Genomic DNA, 16,006 nt, shown 5'->3' with positions numbered 1-16,006 from the left:
ACTTTTATATAGTGTTTTAGGGTTGGTTTTAAAGGTCTTTTATCCTGCTTTATTACTTAAGTTACTGATTTTTGCGTTTTGTACTTTTTTATGGAACATTAAAATGATACTTTTGTAGTGTCTTTTGTTTATTTGCATTTAATTTGTATATATAATGTGCTGCAATTAATTCAAGGACATGACTATAAGCTGAACACACAGTTTTTGCTGCTATTGACGCACTTTCATTACGAGGGAAATAATGACTAACTCATTACTAAAATTAACAAAGCTAAGCGCAGTGATTGCTATTAGTTTAGCTAGCTCAACAACTTTGGCCGCAGACTTAGGCGTTGCCAATAATTTTTCTGCGTTTGTTTTTGAAGATTTTAAATCTAATTCAGGTCGTGCTGAGGGCGCAATTGCAGCCGGTGAGATAAGTCTGAAAGGATACAGTGTTGGTTATACAAGACCCTACAATGCTGGCGAATATTATTTAATTAGTGAATCTAGTATCGCTTTCAAGTCAGGTCGTCAATATGTGGGCAGTATGATTGCCAGCGGTGCTACTGATGTCAACTGGAGTGTTCGGTGGGGCATGCAATGGGGCTCTAAAATCCTATCGAATCAAAGTGAATCTGCTATGCCTTTCAACTTTGATGAGCAAGAACAGTACTATAAAGATTTAAGTGCTGGATTAAGTGAGCTTTCAACAACGGGTACTGTAAAGAGTATGTGGGGCGGCCTTTACTTAGAAGGTGATGGGGGCTCTGATAGACAAGTATTCAACTTAGACGCACGGGAGTTTGCTAAGGCACATACCTTCGCTGTGTCAGGGATCCCGCATGGCGCAACAGTCGTTTTTAATATAACCGGCGATGATAATATTGTTGTAAAAGGTAAAAGCTTTGCGAGTTTACATAACCATGCAACTAAAACAGTATTCAACTTTGCGAATGCCAAAAAACTTGATATCAAAGGGAATCGTTGGCAAGGCGTTGTTTTAGCTCCGTTTGCTGATATTAGAGGTGTTCATGGTGTTGCTAAGATGCCAATTATTGGCCAGAGTTTTTATGGTTCAATGACATTGTTAGGCGGTGAATTCAGCGGTAACTTACCTGAAATCGGTGAGCCAGTTTGTAATGATATTGATGTTACTGATAAATGGAGTTGGACTGGCAGTGAGTTTATGCCGGAGTTTAACCAAGTTATTTCAACTCCGATAGCTGTAAATCTAAATGATGATAATGGCGATGGTATAATTGACGAAAAAGATGTGACAGATATCTTGGCTGTAACTTTTAATATTGCTAATTATCGTGCGCAGGGTATTGTTCGAGCGTTTAGCGGTATCGATGGTCAAGAGTTGTGGAAAACTGAAAACTTTGATGGATCTTTTAATTATAAAACAATTAAAGCAACATCTACTTACTCTATCGCTGCCGCAGATGTTAATAACGATGGTTTGGTTGAAGTTATAGTAAGAGATTCTACTGATCATAGCTATAAGATTTATAGTAATACTGGCGACTTGATTAAGGCTATTCCAAAAGGGTTTGCATATGGGAACTCGACTATATCTGATCTTAATGGTGATGGTTCCGCTGAATTCATTATTGGCAATAACATTGTGAATCTTGATGATGATTCAATCGTTAAGCTTAAAAAGCCTGTGGATTATAATAAGGGCGACTTCGTAATGATTGATTCAATTGCTTTTGATGCAGATCTTGATGGCCAGCAGGAAGTCTTAGTAAATGGTGTTTTATATACTATGGACGGACAAATTCTTTGGAACAAAAATACACAACAAGGCTTTGCTGCAATTGGTAATTTTGATAATGATGCATACCCTGAGATTGTGCTAACTGACTTAGATGGAAGTATTAAGCTTCTAGAACAGGATGGCTCAGTAATTTGGGAGTATCAATCAGATGATTCAGGCGGTGGGGTTCCTTCAATTGGTGATGTTGATGGCGATGGTGAACCAGATATTGTTGTCTCAGGCGGTAAATTAATTAAAGTACTGAATAAAGAGGGCGTTTTAATTAACTCCTTTGCAATTAATGATCCCTCTAGTAAACGCGCTGGTGTCATAACATATGACTTTAATGGCGATGGAAAAGATGAAATCATTAATATAGATGAAACGGGGTTAAATATATTTAGCGCATCAGAAAATAGATTAGTTTATACGTCTAAGCAGTCCTCAGGGACAATTTGGGAGTACCCAATTGTTGTTGATTTAGATGGTGATGGCTCTGGAGAAATTATCTCTGTTTCCAATACATTGCTTTTGCCAAGCGGTGCCACGGGTACTAATGGTATTTCTGTCAAAACGTCAAAAAGCTGTAAATGGTCGCCAGCTACACGTATTTGGAATCAGCATTCCTTTTCTGGTTCGAATATAAACCAAAATGGCTCGTTGCCTTTACAACAAGAAAACAGCTGGGAACAAACAAATACCTTCCGTTCTGGTAATTTGAATTAATTCATTCTAAATGAGCCAATTAACTTTTTTAATTGGCTCATTTTGTTAGAATTGCGCTCGTTTTAAAACGGATTTAAAAAGGTTTATTTTGGCTGATTTACACGATGACCCTGCAATTAGAAGTTTGTTGGAAAGAATGCCAGAGGGTATTCAAAATACATTTACCGATGAACAGTTAGTACATTTGAAAATTGCAATCGGTGCAAGACAATGGGGGAATCACGCAGTTGACCTTAGAGGGGTTGTTAAATTATTTAAATACCGTTATTACTACGTGCTTTTGGCTGGACGAAATAGGCGACAATTAACTCCTCAAGAACAAAAAGTTGCTAAGTTTGGGCAAGCGGTAATTTTAAGCATGGCAGTCTCATTTGTCCTATTAACTATATTGCTAATTTTATATTTGGCGAAATCTGCATTGGGAATTGATATATTTTCTAGCTTTTCCTTTGGCCTGTGGGACTGGTTTAACTCCCTGTTAAATTAGAATAGCTAAAGTGGCTGAGAGGGTTAGGTTTTACCGGTCCTTTTTAATTGGTAATTTGATATGGTTTCGCTCATATTAAGTAATGCAATCTCACTACTGTCACATTAACTTAATATGAGTAATATTCATGTTTACTGCTTAAATATGTTTATTTTTTGTAAATGGTCTAGCTTCTTGCAATTTATTTTTTTTAAATTAACCCCAATTTTTCAATTTTATTTTGATTATAATTTACACAGTCTTGTGTTTTTTTACCTTTTTGGGAAATCGATTGTCAATAAACTGCTCCTATCCCTTTGTTTATTCAAATAATAAATAAATATGAATCTGCCCTGAATAGTTTAATTTAATAATGTTGTGTTTATTTTTGTTTATCTTGCGTTCATTTTTATAAATGTTTCTTTTTTATACTTCAATTTAATGCAATTTTTGTTTGGCACTTTATACTTATTTTTTGGTTGATCTGTTCCTGTTGTCACTATATTATTGCAGCTGATTTTTTAGTTACTTGCCGTTCAAGGAAGATATAGTGAACAGAAGCAGAACATTTAAACCATCTAGTTCTTCAGATGCAAATTTTTATCGCTTATTTGACTTGTTAACACTTTTTATTGCATTTCAAATAGCAAATAGTATTTATACTATTCACTTTACCTCAGCTTATCTTGCAGCTGCATTATCTATCACAATTACCTATATGTATTGTGCAGAAATATTATCTACATACCGATCGTGGCGTGCAGGTAAATTCAGAAGCATGGTTTTATGCTCTTGGGTTTCTTTAGTCGTTGCGTTTTCAACGATGTTTTGTATTTCATTTGTTTTTAAATTCACAGAAGTATTGTCTCGTTTAGGGTTAACCATTTGGTTTTTTGTGAGCTTGCTGCTTTTATTTAGCTGGCGTTTGGCTGTTCATTTATACAAACGTAATCGACGTCGATTAGGCTTGAATCTTCGTAATGTTGCAATTGTTGGTGCAACTGAAGGGGCAGCGTATTTACATAAAGAAATTGAAAATAATAGTGAGTTAGGCTTCAAGTTTATGGGTTTCTTTGATGACCGTAAACCTGAACGTTTGTTTGAAAAAGCCGCCAATTATGACGTGGAAGGCAACATTCAAACCGCAATTGATCGGGCTCGAGATGGTGAAATAGACATATTATACATTGCATTACCACTAAAAGCTGAAAAGCGTATTGCTGATATTTTATTACAGCTTGGCAATACGACGGTTGATGTGCATGTTATTCCTGATTTTCTACTTTCTAACTTGATTCACGCTAGGATAGAACATGTTGGTAATTTAGATACATTAAGCGTGTTTGAATCACCTTTAATAGGTGCGCAGGAGTTTATTAAGCGTACTGAAGATATTATTGTTTCTTCATTAATTCTGTTATTAATTTCCCCTTTACTGTTAGTGATCGCTGCTGCAGTTAAGCTTACTTCCCCTGGAAATATAATCTTCAAACAAGATCGATATGGTTTAGATGGTCGAAAAATTAAAGTGTGGAAGTTTAGGTCTATGACAGTCACCGAAAATAGTGACGTAGTTACACAAGCGACAAAAAATGATGCGCGTATTACTAAGCTTGGTGGCTTCTTGAGAAGAACTAGCCTTGATGAGTTACCTCAATTCATCAATGTATTAAGAGGTGAAATGTCAATAGTCGGCCCAAGACCTCATGCTGTAGCTCATAACGAAGAATACAGATCTAAGGTCGATTTCTACATGATTAGACACAAAGCAAAACCTGGTATCACCGGTTGGGCTCAAATTAATGGCTGGCGCGGTGAAACAGATACACTTGATAAGATGGCTAAACGAGTTGAATACGACTTACATTACATTAAGCACTGGTCCTTGTGGCTTGATGTGAAAATAATTTTTATGACAATTTTTAAGGGATTTAAAAGTGAAAATGCGTACTAATACAATTTTATTTTTACCTATTGCACTGGGTTTATCTGCACCTGCGATCGCAGTTGAATTAAAGCCAGGCAGTTTTATGACTGAGGATGGAGCAGAGCTCACGCCTACGCTCCAATTAGGTGTTAGTAGCAACGACAACTTTTTTATGACACCATCAGATACCCAGTCTCGTCTAATATGGGAAATAGCACCTAGTTTAAATGCATTGATTGAAGACGGTCCAGACAATTATGAATTTGATATTGCTACACGTTCTGCACTTCATAATAAAGATTCTACTGATAACTTTACGCAAATAAATCTAGGCGCTGGTTTGCATAAAGAATTTACCAGTAAACACCGTGTAGATATTAAAGGTGATGCTGATTGGCTGTCAGAAGCACGTGGTGCAGGTTTGACAGAAGGTCAGGGTAATACTATTGATGACTTAATTACATACCAACAACAGAATTTCTCTGCTAGGTATGAATATGGTGCCCTAAGCTCTAAGGCGCAGGTCGCTTTTATGGCTGGCTACTATAATAAAAATTATCAAAATTTTTCTGAGATATCTCGTTTCCGTGATTACGACAAACCTATGCTAGGTATTACTGGTTATTATAATACACATGCCGGTAGCCGTGCCTTTGTAGAGATAAAGCAGGAAAACTATCGCTACGATGTTATTGATTCTAATGGTATTTCTCGTGATTCAGATGATGTTAAAGTATTGTTGGGTATGGAATGGGAAGCGACAGCCATTACAACGGGATCGTTTAAAGTCGGTTATCAGAATAAAGATTTCGAGTCGAATCTTCGGGATAATTTCAGCGGTTTAAGCTGGGAAGCTGCGGTTGTTTGGAAACCACTTTCTTATACGTCATTACAATTGGTAACTAGCCGTGCAGCAAAGGATCCTTTGGTTCAAGGCGATTATATTCGTGAGAGTGTATATGGTGCTACATGGCAACATGATTGGAGTGAATCTTTAAGCTCAGTAGTCAGCGCAAATTATGTGGATCAAGAGTACGTGGGCAATTTTAATCGCAAAGATAAAGTTAAAAACGCACGTCTTGGGTTGAACTATCTAGCAAACAACTTTGGTATGGTATCGGGTTATGTTGATTTCATAGACCGTAACTCAAACCAAGCTAACATCGAATTTGATCGTGTAATCGTGGGCCTTAATTTTACTTTTGCGTTAAAGGGTAATGAATGAAGGTCAAAATTTTAATAGCTTTAACCTTGCTCCTAAGTGTTTATAGTTTTGCTGATGATTCAAAAAACTATATCTTAGGGGCTGGTGATAAAATAGAAATTAAAGTATTTGGCCAGCCAGATTTAGATGTAACCTCACTGCTAGGTAATAGCGGTGAGATTAATTACCCTTTTTTAGGTAAGGTCAAGCTTGTCGGATTAAATATTTCGCAAGTTGAGCAAACGATTAGCGAGGGTTTACAGCCTGATTATTTGGTTAACCCTAACGTATATGCTCAAGTCGTGGAATACCGTCCTTTTTATATCCACGGTGAAGTTAAGGAGCCTGGTGCGTATCCGTATCAACCTGCAATGACAGTAAACCAAGCAATTGCATTAGCTGGCGGATTAACTGAGCGAGCCTCTGTTGACAAAATTTTTATTTTTAAAGAGAAAACCAAAGCGCAGCAACAAAAAGGTAACTTAAATAGCCAAATTGCTGCTGGTGACACTATAAAAATAGAACAGCGCTTGTTTTAGGCAGTTAAAGGCAGTAATTAAAAATGAATTCACTATCAGAAAAGCCTAATAGCAATGAAGAACTCATTGATTTAGGCGCTTACCTTAATGTTATCAAACAGAATAAATGGAAAATCTTAGGTTTTTCGGTTGTTGTAACTTTATTTACCATGATGGTTACTCTAACCTTGGTACCTAAGTATATAGCTTCTGCAACCTTACTGATTGAGTCAGAACAAACAAAAGCTGTTAGCTTTGATGAAGTTTATGGCTTAGATTCAACGAAAAAAGAATATTATCAAACTCAGTTTGAAGTAATAAAGTCGGATAGTATAGCCCGAGAGGTCATCACAAAGCTAAATTTGGCAGAGCATCCGGACTTTATTAATAAACCTTCATTCAGTGATGAGTTAAAAAGTATGGCGAAGCAACTTTTGCCATTTCTTAACAAGTCTGAACGTTCAGTGCTCACCGAGCAGGAGATTGCTGAGTTAAAAATGCTGGATTTACTTGCTACGTTTAGAGCTAACCTGAGCGTATCACCTATTCGCAAGACCCAACTTGTAAAAGTTAGTTTTGAATCGAGCGATCCTAAACTTGCTGCCTTAGTCGCTAATACCGTAGGTGAGGTTTATATTGAAAGCCAAATGCGCGCTAAAATGGGCATCACCCAACAGGCTTCAAGTTGGTTGAATACCCGCTTATCAGAGCTACGAGTTCAACTTGACAGCTCTGAAGTTCGCTTACAAAACTACCGAGAAGAGCAAAAACTTGTCGACATTGAAGGTATTGCGGGGCTTATAACTCAAGAGTTAGAGCAAACGTCTAAGCAGCTTGTTGACGCTCGCGCTACAAAAAACAATTTGGAAAGTATAAACCGTGTTATCAATGAATATGGCAATGATAACATTGAGTTACTGGGAAGTATGCCTGAAATTACTTCGCACCGTGTAGTACAAGATGTTAAACGTGAAGTGGTGTTAGCTGAGCGAAAGGTGAGCGAATTAGCTGAGGTATATGGCCCTAAACATCCTAAAATGATTTCAGCTAAAGCTGAGTTAGCGACAGTAAAAACGAACCTTAATAAGCAAATTAAAGGTTTGATTACTGGTATTGAGAAAGAGTTGAATAGGATTGCGCGTACTGTCAGTGCTCTTGAAGGAGATTTAGCAAAAATCCGTGCTGAGTATCAAGATGTAACGCGTAAAGAGACGCAATATAACCAGTTAAAGCGTGAAGTTGAAACAAACCGTAATATTTTTAATACCTTTTTATCTCGCTCTAAAGAGACTGAAGTAACCAGCGACTTTAGTTCAGCAGCAGCTCGTTTTACAGACCGTGCATATGCACCAAGAAATCCAAGTAAACCAAATAAAAAGTTAATTATTATTTTAGCCTTTGTTGCAAGCTTAGGTTTTGCAATGGTGATGACATTCGTTTTTGACGCGCTAAACGATACTGTTAAAAATAAAAATGATGTTGAAAATAAACTAGCGCAGCGAATGTTAGGTTTGCTACCTCATGTTGCAATTCCTAAAAAGAGTTTCTTTCCGATCCATGCTTACTTAGATGATACGTATCGTCGCTTTGCTGAATCGGTACGAACTTTCCGTACTAGTCTATTATTAACTCATCTAGACCGCGCACATCAGGTTATTGCTGTTACATCGACTTCGCCAGGAGAAGGTAAAACCACTACTTCTGCTAATTTAGCCATGTCGTTAGCGCAAATGGGGAAGGTGTTGTTAATTGATGCTGATTTACGTAAGCCAACTCTAGCAAAACGATTTGATATACCAGTGTTTCACCCTGGTTTGAGTAATTTAATTATTGGCACAGATCAATTAACTGATTGTGTACATGAGGATTCGCAATCTGGTGTAACTATAATGCCCAGTGGTCAGATACCCTCTAACCCACTTGAGCTCCTCTCGAGCAGCCGCTTTTCTGATTTGCTTAGTGAATTAAAAGGTAAGTATGATCATATTATTGTTGATACGCCACCGACTCAAGCGGTTAGTGATGCACTAGTAATAGCACAAAGTGTTGACTCGGTTGTATATGTTGTTAAATCAGATATAACACGTATTAAACCTATCACCGCAGGGCTTGAGCGTCTATTTGAAGTAAAAGCTCATGTTGCGGGTGTTTTACTAAACCAAGTGGATATGAGTAAGTCTAAAGATGAACACAGTCAAGGGTATTATGATTATTACGATTACTCACAGCAACCTGAAAAACCTCAAGCGTAACTAAGTTAGTTTATGTTTGATATTCATAGTCATATTTTGCCAAGTATTGATGACGGCGCTAAAGATCTAGATGAATCTTTAGCGCTTCTTAAAATGGCTGAAGATGATGGTATAACCCATATGGTTGCTACACCACATATACATATAGGTAGATTTAATAACCGAAGCTCTCATATTTACGAGAGCTTGGTTAACTTGCGTCTACATGCAAAAAATGCCGGTATTGGTGTAAAGTTAGCTGCCGCAGCAGAAGTGCGTCTCGATGTAGAACTTATGGCATTGGTTATGTCTAATCAGTTACCTTTTATTGGGGAAATAGCTAATAAAAATGTACTGTTATTAGAGTTACCACATTCGCATATGCCACAAGGTTACGATAAATTTATCCAATGGCTTGATAAACAAAATATTCGGGTAATTATTCCGCATCCGGAGCGTAACCGAGATATTCAGTCTAATCTATATTATATTCAGCACTTAAAACAATTAGGCTGTGATTTTCAGTTAACAGCATCAAGTATCCAAGGTGAGTGGGGGGAAAACGCAAAAGCTATATCATTGCAAATGCTTAACGATGGCCTAGTTAGTTATATTGCCTCTGATACTCATTCCGTTAAACGTCGTCCTCCCGTTCTTAGCCAGGCTAAAAAAACTGTCTCGCAATTAATCGGTGTAGAACAAGCTAACTCAATCTTCATTACTAATCCGCAACGATTAACAGAATGCTTATTTAATGACTAAATTTAACATAGGTAAAACTGTAACTAGCTCTATTTTAGCCGTCTTAGTGCTTTTTATTACTTATTCAAGCCTACAAAGTATGCGTGCGAATGCGTGGTATTTTAATGCGCTAAATATTGTGCAGGCCACTGCTCTTGATTCTTCCAACACATCGTTGCTCGGCGCAGAAAATGCAATGACGCTGGCAACTGATTTGGACCCTGAACATCCGCATTACTGGCATTTTTTGGCTCATATTAAAATGTTAGGTTTATCAAAAATGAATATATCATCGAATGAGCAAATTAAGCAGGTTGAAGATACATACCAACAAGTTGAACAAGCACTATTAAAATCGGTTGAGCTAAGGAGCACTTGGGCGCAAACTTGGGTTGCCTTAGCTCAGGTTGTCAGCTTTCAAGAAGGGCCTTCTGAGCGAGTATATGGCTATCTCCAAGAAGCGAAAAAAATGGGGCCTTATGAATTTAATACTCATCTAGGTATCATTCAAATCGCTTTAATGCACTGGACTAATCTACCGCCTACCTATAAAGCACTATATGTAAATGAGCTTAAGCTAGCTTCTAAACATGGTTATAAATTTAATAGTATTTTTAATATGGCAGAGCGAATGGAGCGCTTAGGTATAGTGTGTTTATCACTTCAATTTGGTAATGAATTTAGCCGTGTTAGACAAACACCGGCTTATAAACGCAGCTGCAAAAATTTTAATACTAATACGATGTTAAAGAACTAAAAAGCTACTCACTTTGTTTTAAAGCACGTTAGATTCACTGTAGGTCTTTTCTATGTTGCTTGATATAGTTCGACACTTCACTAACAGTTGCTAACCAGTAGCCAGTTTCTGGTTTTTGTAAGTAATTAATCAGCTCTTCTAATGCGTTTATATCGGTAGAGTATTGGCCACGTTCGCCTATTTCATGCCCTGCTAGAATGATCCAGCTATTATTGGTTCGATGTTGTTCTATCATGGCCTTAATCTCTGCAAATGTGAGTCCATCGATCCGTAGACTTGTTAACTGTGAAAAGTCAGTAAAGTTGGGGTTGTTTGCTGTTTCGTCTAACCAAGTTCGGCCTGTGTCAAAATGTTTGGCTATTAATGGAACATAGCTTTTAGTGTTAGCCCCTCGGCCTACAAAAGTGTTGCCGCACGGGTATGCGAATGCCTTTGCATCAACACCTAACGTTTGCTTAATTGTCTATGATATCTTTTTCAATATCCTTAAGTGAAGCTTGTTCTAAGGATAAACCTTGTTGACGCAACCATTCAAAATTCCCAGTACATAAATGCTTATTAGTGTGGTTGGCTATTTCGTGACCGTCTTTTACAACTTTTTGCCACTTACTTACTCGTTCCTCAACATTAAAGGGGGAAACATAAAAGGTGGCTTTAACTTTGTATTTATTTAATAACGACAACCCATTATCGACTTGGCTATGTCTTGCATCGTCAAAGGTAATACTTATTGCGTTACTGGCGTTATCTGGGTAGGAAAAGCCTTGGTATGAGGTATTCTGAGCGCTTGTGTTTAAACTAATAAATGCCGTAATTAAAAAGCGTGATGATTTTAACATGTTCAATCCCTTTTCATCTATTTTCTGTAATAGAATCAAAAAGCAATGAATAGTGCAATGCGACTTTTGCATAAAAAACGCCCAGAACGAATCCGCATTGTTCTGGGCTTAGGGGGTGGCTCTTGCGAGCCTGCGCTAACTATAAAAAAACACCTTCTAAATTCAGTAGGGAGAAGTAGAAAGTACTTTTAAGTGTAGTTAAATAGTGGGAAATTGCACGATAAATGTACAATTTTTATATTGGTTTTAAATCAACTTGTTACACCATTTTACCTATTAAAGGTATGTGTTTGTTCAGGGTTTATACGCAACTTATACCCAAGTTATTAACTGGGTATTTTGTACTAAATCACGTGGTAGTGAGTTCTTGATTTTATTCTTTTGCCACTTACCGAGGCCTACCGGACAGCCACATAACATTAACACTACTTCACCATTATCTTGAGTTGGTTTTTCGAGCCGAATATCTTTACCGTTAAAGTAATCGTTTGCTTGGCAAGCAGACATCTCAAAGGTATTTTTTTCGCAATCTTGACCAAAGACGGTGGCGAATTCATGTGCTAAGCGAACTCCGCCTTTATGGATCACACCAAGTTGAATGCCTAAACGTGAGTATTTAATTTTATCTTGCAGTTCATCAAAGCCATCAGGAAACAACCAAAGCTCTTTATCACGTTGCATTAAGGTGCCTTTGAGTGATTTTAGACCGAACTGTTTTTTAATTGTTTGCATAAACGCTTGGCTTTGCTTTTTATCAAACTCAGCAAACGGAAATGCGCCTTTTTTAACTTTTTGATGTGGGTTGTCAATTGAGGCTATTTTTTTAAATTTAGCGATGAAGAAACCTTCACTGTCGTAAGTTTGTGGCCAAACATGCAAATAACCTTCGCTGGTTGTCGCTTTATCAGCGCCATCAAACAGGTTATCGAGCGATTGAACTTCGACGCAAGCAGGGAACTCTGCTAATAGATACTCGCACACTTGTTGGTTTTCAAGCGGTGTCAAAGTACAGGTCGAATAAACTAATGTGCCGCCAGGTTTTAGGGCATAAAAGGCACTTTTGATAAGGGCTTTTTGTACAGCAGCAATATCTATATTAGACTCAATTGACCAATTCTTTAGGGCGTCTGCATCTTTACGAACCGTGCCTTCACCTGAACACGGGGCGTCTAGCAAAATACTGTCGAAGCACTCATACATGTAATCCCCAAAGATCACACCGTCAAAATGTGATAATGCACAATTACCTACACCCATGCGCTTGAGTGTTGCTGCCAAGACTTTTAAGCGAGATGATGACAACTCATTGGCAACTAACACGCCAGTATTATACATCATGGCGGCGATTTGTGATGTTTTTGAACCCGGTGCCGATGCCATATCAAGTACCGCATCGCTTTGCTTAACTTCGGCTCGAAGAGCAACCGGCGGTAGCATTGAACTGGCTTCTTGCACATACATAGCACCACTTAAGTGTAAATCGGTATTACCGATTGCAAGGGCTTCTTCTTCCTCACTTGGACGTGTTAACCAGAACCCTTCCTTGCACCATGGGATTGCTGTTAACTCCCATCCTTTGTTGGCGCATTGACGCTGAAATTCTGAGACTGACATTTTTAATGTATTTACGCGAACAGATCGTCTAAGTGGGCGGCGACAGGCTGCAATAAAGTCGTCTAATGATAAATGTTCAGGAAGGTAGCTTTTTACATCATCAATAAATGAGTCTGGAATATATGTATTAGCGTCCACTAAATGGCTCTCACGTCACGTAATAATAGGCTGATCATACCATTTATAGCGCTGTCAGGGGATATTTTTAGCTTTTTCAGAGTGAGATTAAAGTGTCGACATATTAACGATATAAATATCTTTTATAGTCATTATTTTTGATAAATATCATTTTATGTCGACATCTTGCTGATTTTTTAGTCTATTTTTCCGATCTCAAGGTTGACAGATTCAATGATAGGGCGCATAGTGAACTTACAAATTGTCGACAATCTTAATTTAGTACTTAAATAGACCTATTTATGACAGAGCAAAAAGCCAACGATAACTACAACGATATCACGATAACAACGGCATCAGATCAAGTGTTTGTCGACATGCGTCGTGAAATTGTACAAGGCACCATTGAGCAGGGCAGCAAAATTTCTGAGCCAGAACTTGCTAAACGCTATGGTGTAAGCCGTGCCACCTTACGTGAGGCGCTAAATCGTTTAGAGAGCTGTTATTTGGTAGAGCGTAAAGCGAATGTCGGTTGTCGTGTCGTTGCACTAACAGCTGAGCGTTTAATCGAAGTTTATCAGGTACGTAGTGCCTTAGAGGGACTTGCTTGTCGGTTAGCTGCTGACAATATGGAACCTGAAGAAGTGCAAGGTTTAAAACAGTTATTGAATCAGCACTTACAAACACAGCGTGTAAAAGAAGGTGAATCATACTACCAAGAAGCGGGCGACCTTGATTTTCATTATCGCATTATTAAAGGGTCTAAAAACGCGCATCTAATTCATCTTTTATGTAATGAGTTGTACCAGTTAATTCGTATGTACCGTGTACAAATGGGGATGGTTGGGCCGCGTGTATCAAAAGCATTTGACGAACACTTGGCAATTATCAATGCCATTGAAAACCATGATGGTGAATTGGCCGAAATGCTTATGAAACGCCATATTAGTGCGTCTCAGGCAAATATTCAGACTAAGTTTGACTTACTCGCAGCAAAAAATCAGTAGCGCCTTAGTTAAACAGTCACAATTTAGCTTTAAAAAATAGAGTCAGCCAAAGAGCTGAAACCGTTCAAAGATAGGAGTTATCCAATGTCAGCAGGATTAAAGTTCAAACAGGCAATCGCCAACAATAAGCCACTGCAAGTGGTTGGCACCGTCAATGCGTACTGCGCAATGATGGCAGAAAAAACAGGTCACCAAGCACTTTATCTCTCAGGTGCGGGTGTTGCTAACGCATCATACGGTATGCCAGATTTAGGTATGACAAGCTTAGATAACGTACTTGAAGATATTCGTCGGATTACCAGCGCTACCGACTTACCGCTTCTTGTTGATGCTGACACAGGTTGGGGCGGTGCATTTAATATTGCTCGTACTGTTAAAGAAATGACTAAAGCGGGCGCTGCGGGCTTCCATATTGAAGACCAAGTTGCACAAAAACGTTGTGGTCACCGTCCTAATAAAGAAATCGTGTCTAAAGATGAAATGGTTGACCGTATTAAAGCCGCAGTTGATGCGAAAACAGATAGCGATTTTTACATTATGGCGCGTACTGATGCATTCCAAAAAGAAGGCTTAAATGCAGCCATTGACCGCGCTGCCGCATGTGTTGAAGCAGGTGCCGACGCTATCTTTGCAGAAGCTGTGCATGATTTAGCAGATTATCAAGCATTTGCTAAAGCGTTAAATGTGCCAATTCTTGCGAACATCACTGAGTTTGGCCAGACACCGCTATATACAGCTGAGCAATTAAGCGAAGTGGGTGTTGAAATTGTACTTTACCCACTTAGTGCATTTAGAGCGATGAACAAAGCAGCACTTAATGTGTATTCGTCTATTCTTAGCGAGGGCTCGCAACAAAGCCAATTAGACAACATGCAAACACGTGCTGAACTCTATGAGTTTTTAGACTATCACTCATATGAAAACACACTCGATAACCTTTTCTCAGCTAAAAAATCATAACGACAACATATAAGGAGAACACTCATGGTAGATAAAGCATTAGGCGGCGCAGGTTTACGTGGTCAAGTAGCAGGTGAAACAGCACTGTGTACAGTAGGTAAATCAGGTTCAGGTTTAACTTATTGTGGTTATGATATTAGTGAATTAGCAGATAAAGCGCAGTTTGAAGAAGTATCTTTTTTACTGTCGCGTGGTGAATTACCCACAGAGTCTGAGCTTACTGAATATAAAGCAAAGCTAAAATCACTACGTGGTTTACCAGATGCACTAAAAACAGTGCTTGAGAACATTCCCAAAGACGCGCACCCAATGGATGTAATGCGTACCGGTTGTTCTATGCTAGGTAACCTTGAAATGGAGCAAGATTTCTCAGAGGCGAATGATGCGATTGACCGCCTAGTTGCCGTATTCCCAAGTATTATTTGTTATTGGTATCGTTTTAGCCATGACGGCGTTCGCATCGACACTGAAACAGATGATGATTCGGTAGGCGCACATTTCTTAAATTTATTACACGATAAAGCACCATCAGCATTATTTGAGCAAGTAATGAATGTGTCTTTAATTCTCTATGCAGAGCATGAGTTTAATGCATCAACATTCACTGCGCGTGTATGTGCGTCAACATTGTCTGATATTCACTCTTGTGTAACGGGGGCTATCGGTAGTTTACGTGGTCCATTACATGGTGGTGCTAACGAAGCGGCAATGGATATGATTGAAGGCTTCACAAGTGCAGACCAAGCTGAAGAGGCGCTAATGGGTATGCTTGAACGTAAAGACAAGATTATGGGCTTTGGTCACGCTATTTACCGTGAATCAGATCCACGTAACGTGATCATCAAAAAATGGTCAGAAAAACTGGCTGATGAAGTGGGTGACGATGTTCTATATCCTGTATCTGTTCGCTGTGAAGAGGTCATGTGGCGTGAAAAGAAATTATTCTGTAATGCTGATTTCTTCCATGCATCTGCGTATCACTTCATGGGTATCCCAACTAAGTTATTCACGCCAATTTTCGTGATGAGCCGTGTTACAGGTTGGACAGCACACGTGAAAGAGCAACGTGCCAATAACCGTATTATACGCCCAAGTGCAGATTATACGGGCCCAGAAGCGCGTAGCTATACGCCAATTTCTGAGCGTTAATCGTTA

14 protein-coding genes are annotated in these 16,006 nt (G+C 38.6%); 11 read left to right on the top strand and 3 right to left on the bottom strand.

Translation table 11 applies throughout. The features are described from left to right. Nucleotides 1-241: 241 nt before the first annotated feature. The 8 genes from PAARA_RS11740 (at nucleotide 242) to PAARA_RS11705 (ending at nucleotide 10,314) form a co-directional block, all read left to right on the top strand. The gene (locus PAARA_RS11740; protein WP_062569212.1) at nucleotides 242-2,470 is read left to right on the top strand and encodes a choice-of-anchor A family protein; all 2,229 of its coding nucleotides are present in this window, start codon (nucleotides 242-244) and stop codon (nucleotides 2,468-2,470) included. An 88-nt stretch (nucleotides 2,471-2,558) separates the two neighbouring features. After that, nucleotides 2,559-2,957, top strand: coding sequence for a hypothetical protein (locus tag PAARA_RS11735; RefSeq protein WP_062569211.1), 399 nt, complete (start codon nucleotides 2,559-2,561; stop codon nucleotides 2,955-2,957). Nucleotides 2,958-3,486: 529 nt separating this feature from the next. Continuing rightward, on the top strand, nucleotides 3,487-4,890 hold the full coding sequence (locus tag PAARA_RS11730; RefSeq protein ID WP_062569210.1) for an undecaprenyl-phosphate glucose phosphotransferase: 1,404 nt from the start codon (nucleotides 3,487-3,489) through the stop codon (nucleotides 4,888-4,890). After that, nucleotides 4,874-6,088, top strand: coding sequence for an outer membrane beta-barrel protein (locus PAARA_RS11725; protein ID WP_062569209.1), 1,215 nt, complete (start codon nucleotides 4,874-4,876; stop codon nucleotides 6,086-6,088). The genes PAARA_RS11730 and PAARA_RS11725 overlap by 17 nt, the downstream gene beginning before the upstream one ends. Further along, nucleotides 6,085-6,606: a polysaccharide biosynthesis/export family protein gene (locus PAARA_RS11720; protein WP_062569208.1), complete on the top strand. Its 522-nt coding sequence runs from the start codon at nucleotides 6,085-6,087 to the stop codon at nucleotides 6,604-6,606. Before PAARA_RS11725 ends, PAARA_RS11720 begins: the two co-directional genes overlap by 4 nt. 23 nt (nucleotides 6,607-6,629) lie before the next feature. After that, a complete protein-coding gene (locus PAARA_RS11715) occupies nucleotides 6,630-8,837 on the top strand; it encodes a GumC family protein (RefSeq protein WP_062569207.1) in 2,208 nt (735 codons plus the stop codon). A gap of 12 nt (nucleotides 8,838-8,849) precedes the next feature. Beyond that, a complete protein-coding gene (locus PAARA_RS11710) occupies nucleotides 8,850-9,578 on the top strand; it encodes a tyrosine-protein phosphatase (protein WP_062569206.1) in 729 nt (242 codons plus the stop codon). Then, nucleotides 9,571-10,314, top strand: a complete 744-nt coding sequence (locus PAARA_RS11705) for a VpsP family polysaccharide biosynthesis protein (protein ID WP_062569205.1) — start codon at nucleotides 9,571-9,573, stop codon at nucleotides 10,312-10,314. The genes PAARA_RS11710 and PAARA_RS11705 overlap by 8 nt, the downstream gene beginning before the upstream one ends. Nucleotides 10,315-10,348: 34 nt before the next feature. On the opposite strand, the gene PAARA_RS20785 is transcribed toward PAARA_RS11705, so the two are convergent. The 3 genes from PAARA_RS20785 to rsmF all read right to left on the bottom strand — a co-directional run bounded on the left by PAARA_RS20785 (nucleotide 10,349) and on the right by rsmF (nucleotide 12,905). Beyond that, a complete protein-coding gene (locus PAARA_RS20785) occupies nucleotides 10,349-10,549 on the bottom strand; it encodes a hypothetical protein (RefSeq protein ID WP_245219944.1) in 201 nt (66 codons plus the stop codon). A 220-nt stretch (nucleotides 10,550-10,769) separates the two neighbouring features. Beyond that, on the bottom strand, nucleotides 10,770-11,153 hold the full coding sequence (locus PAARA_RS20780) for a polysaccharide deacetylase family protein (protein ID WP_245219942.1): 384 nt from the start codon (nucleotides 11,151-11,153) through the stop codon (nucleotides 10,770-10,772). Between the two features lie 312 nt (nucleotides 11,154-11,465). Further along, the gene (rsmF, locus tag PAARA_RS11695) at nucleotides 11,466-12,905 is read right to left on the bottom strand and encodes a 16S rRNA (cytosine(1407)-C(5))-methyltransferase RsmF (RefSeq protein WP_062569204.1); all 1,440 of its coding nucleotides are present in this window, start codon (nucleotides 12,903-12,905) and stop codon (nucleotides 11,466-11,468) included. Between the two features lie 281 nt (nucleotides 12,906-13,186). On the opposite strand from rsmF, the gene PAARA_RS11690 reads away from it, so the two are divergent. The 3 genes from PAARA_RS11690 (at nucleotide 13,187) to prpC (ending at nucleotide 16,000) form a co-directional block, all read left to right on the top strand. After that, nucleotides 13,187-13,891: a GntR family transcriptional regulator gene (locus PAARA_RS11690; protein WP_054554723.1), complete on the top strand. Its 705-nt coding sequence runs from the start codon at nucleotides 13,187-13,189 to the stop codon at nucleotides 13,889-13,891. A gap of 84 nt (nucleotides 13,892-13,975) precedes the next feature. After that, the gene (gene prpB / locus PAARA_RS11685; RefSeq protein WP_062569203.1) at nucleotides 13,976-14,851 is read left to right on the top strand and encodes a methylisocitrate lyase; all 876 of its coding nucleotides are present in this window, start codon (nucleotides 13,976-13,978) and stop codon (nucleotides 14,849-14,851) included. 24 nt (nucleotides 14,852-14,875) lie between these two features. Next, on the top strand, nucleotides 14,876-16,000 hold the full coding sequence (prpC, locus tag PAARA_RS11680) for a bifunctional 2-methylcitrate synthase/citrate synthase (RefSeq protein WP_062569202.1): 1,125 nt from the start codon (nucleotides 14,876-14,878) through the stop codon (nucleotides 15,998-16,000). Nucleotides 16,001-16,006 lie beyond the last annotated feature (6 nt).

Source organism: Pseudoalteromonas arabiensis (genome assembly GCF_001550155.1).
Taxonomy (GTDB): Bacteria; Pseudomonadota; Gammaproteobacteria; order Enterobacterales; family Alteromonadaceae; genus Pseudoalteromonas; species Pseudoalteromonas arabiensis.
The sequence above is the reverse complement of the archived record's forward strand: the minus strand, read 5'-3'. Positions and strand labels throughout refer to the sequence as shown.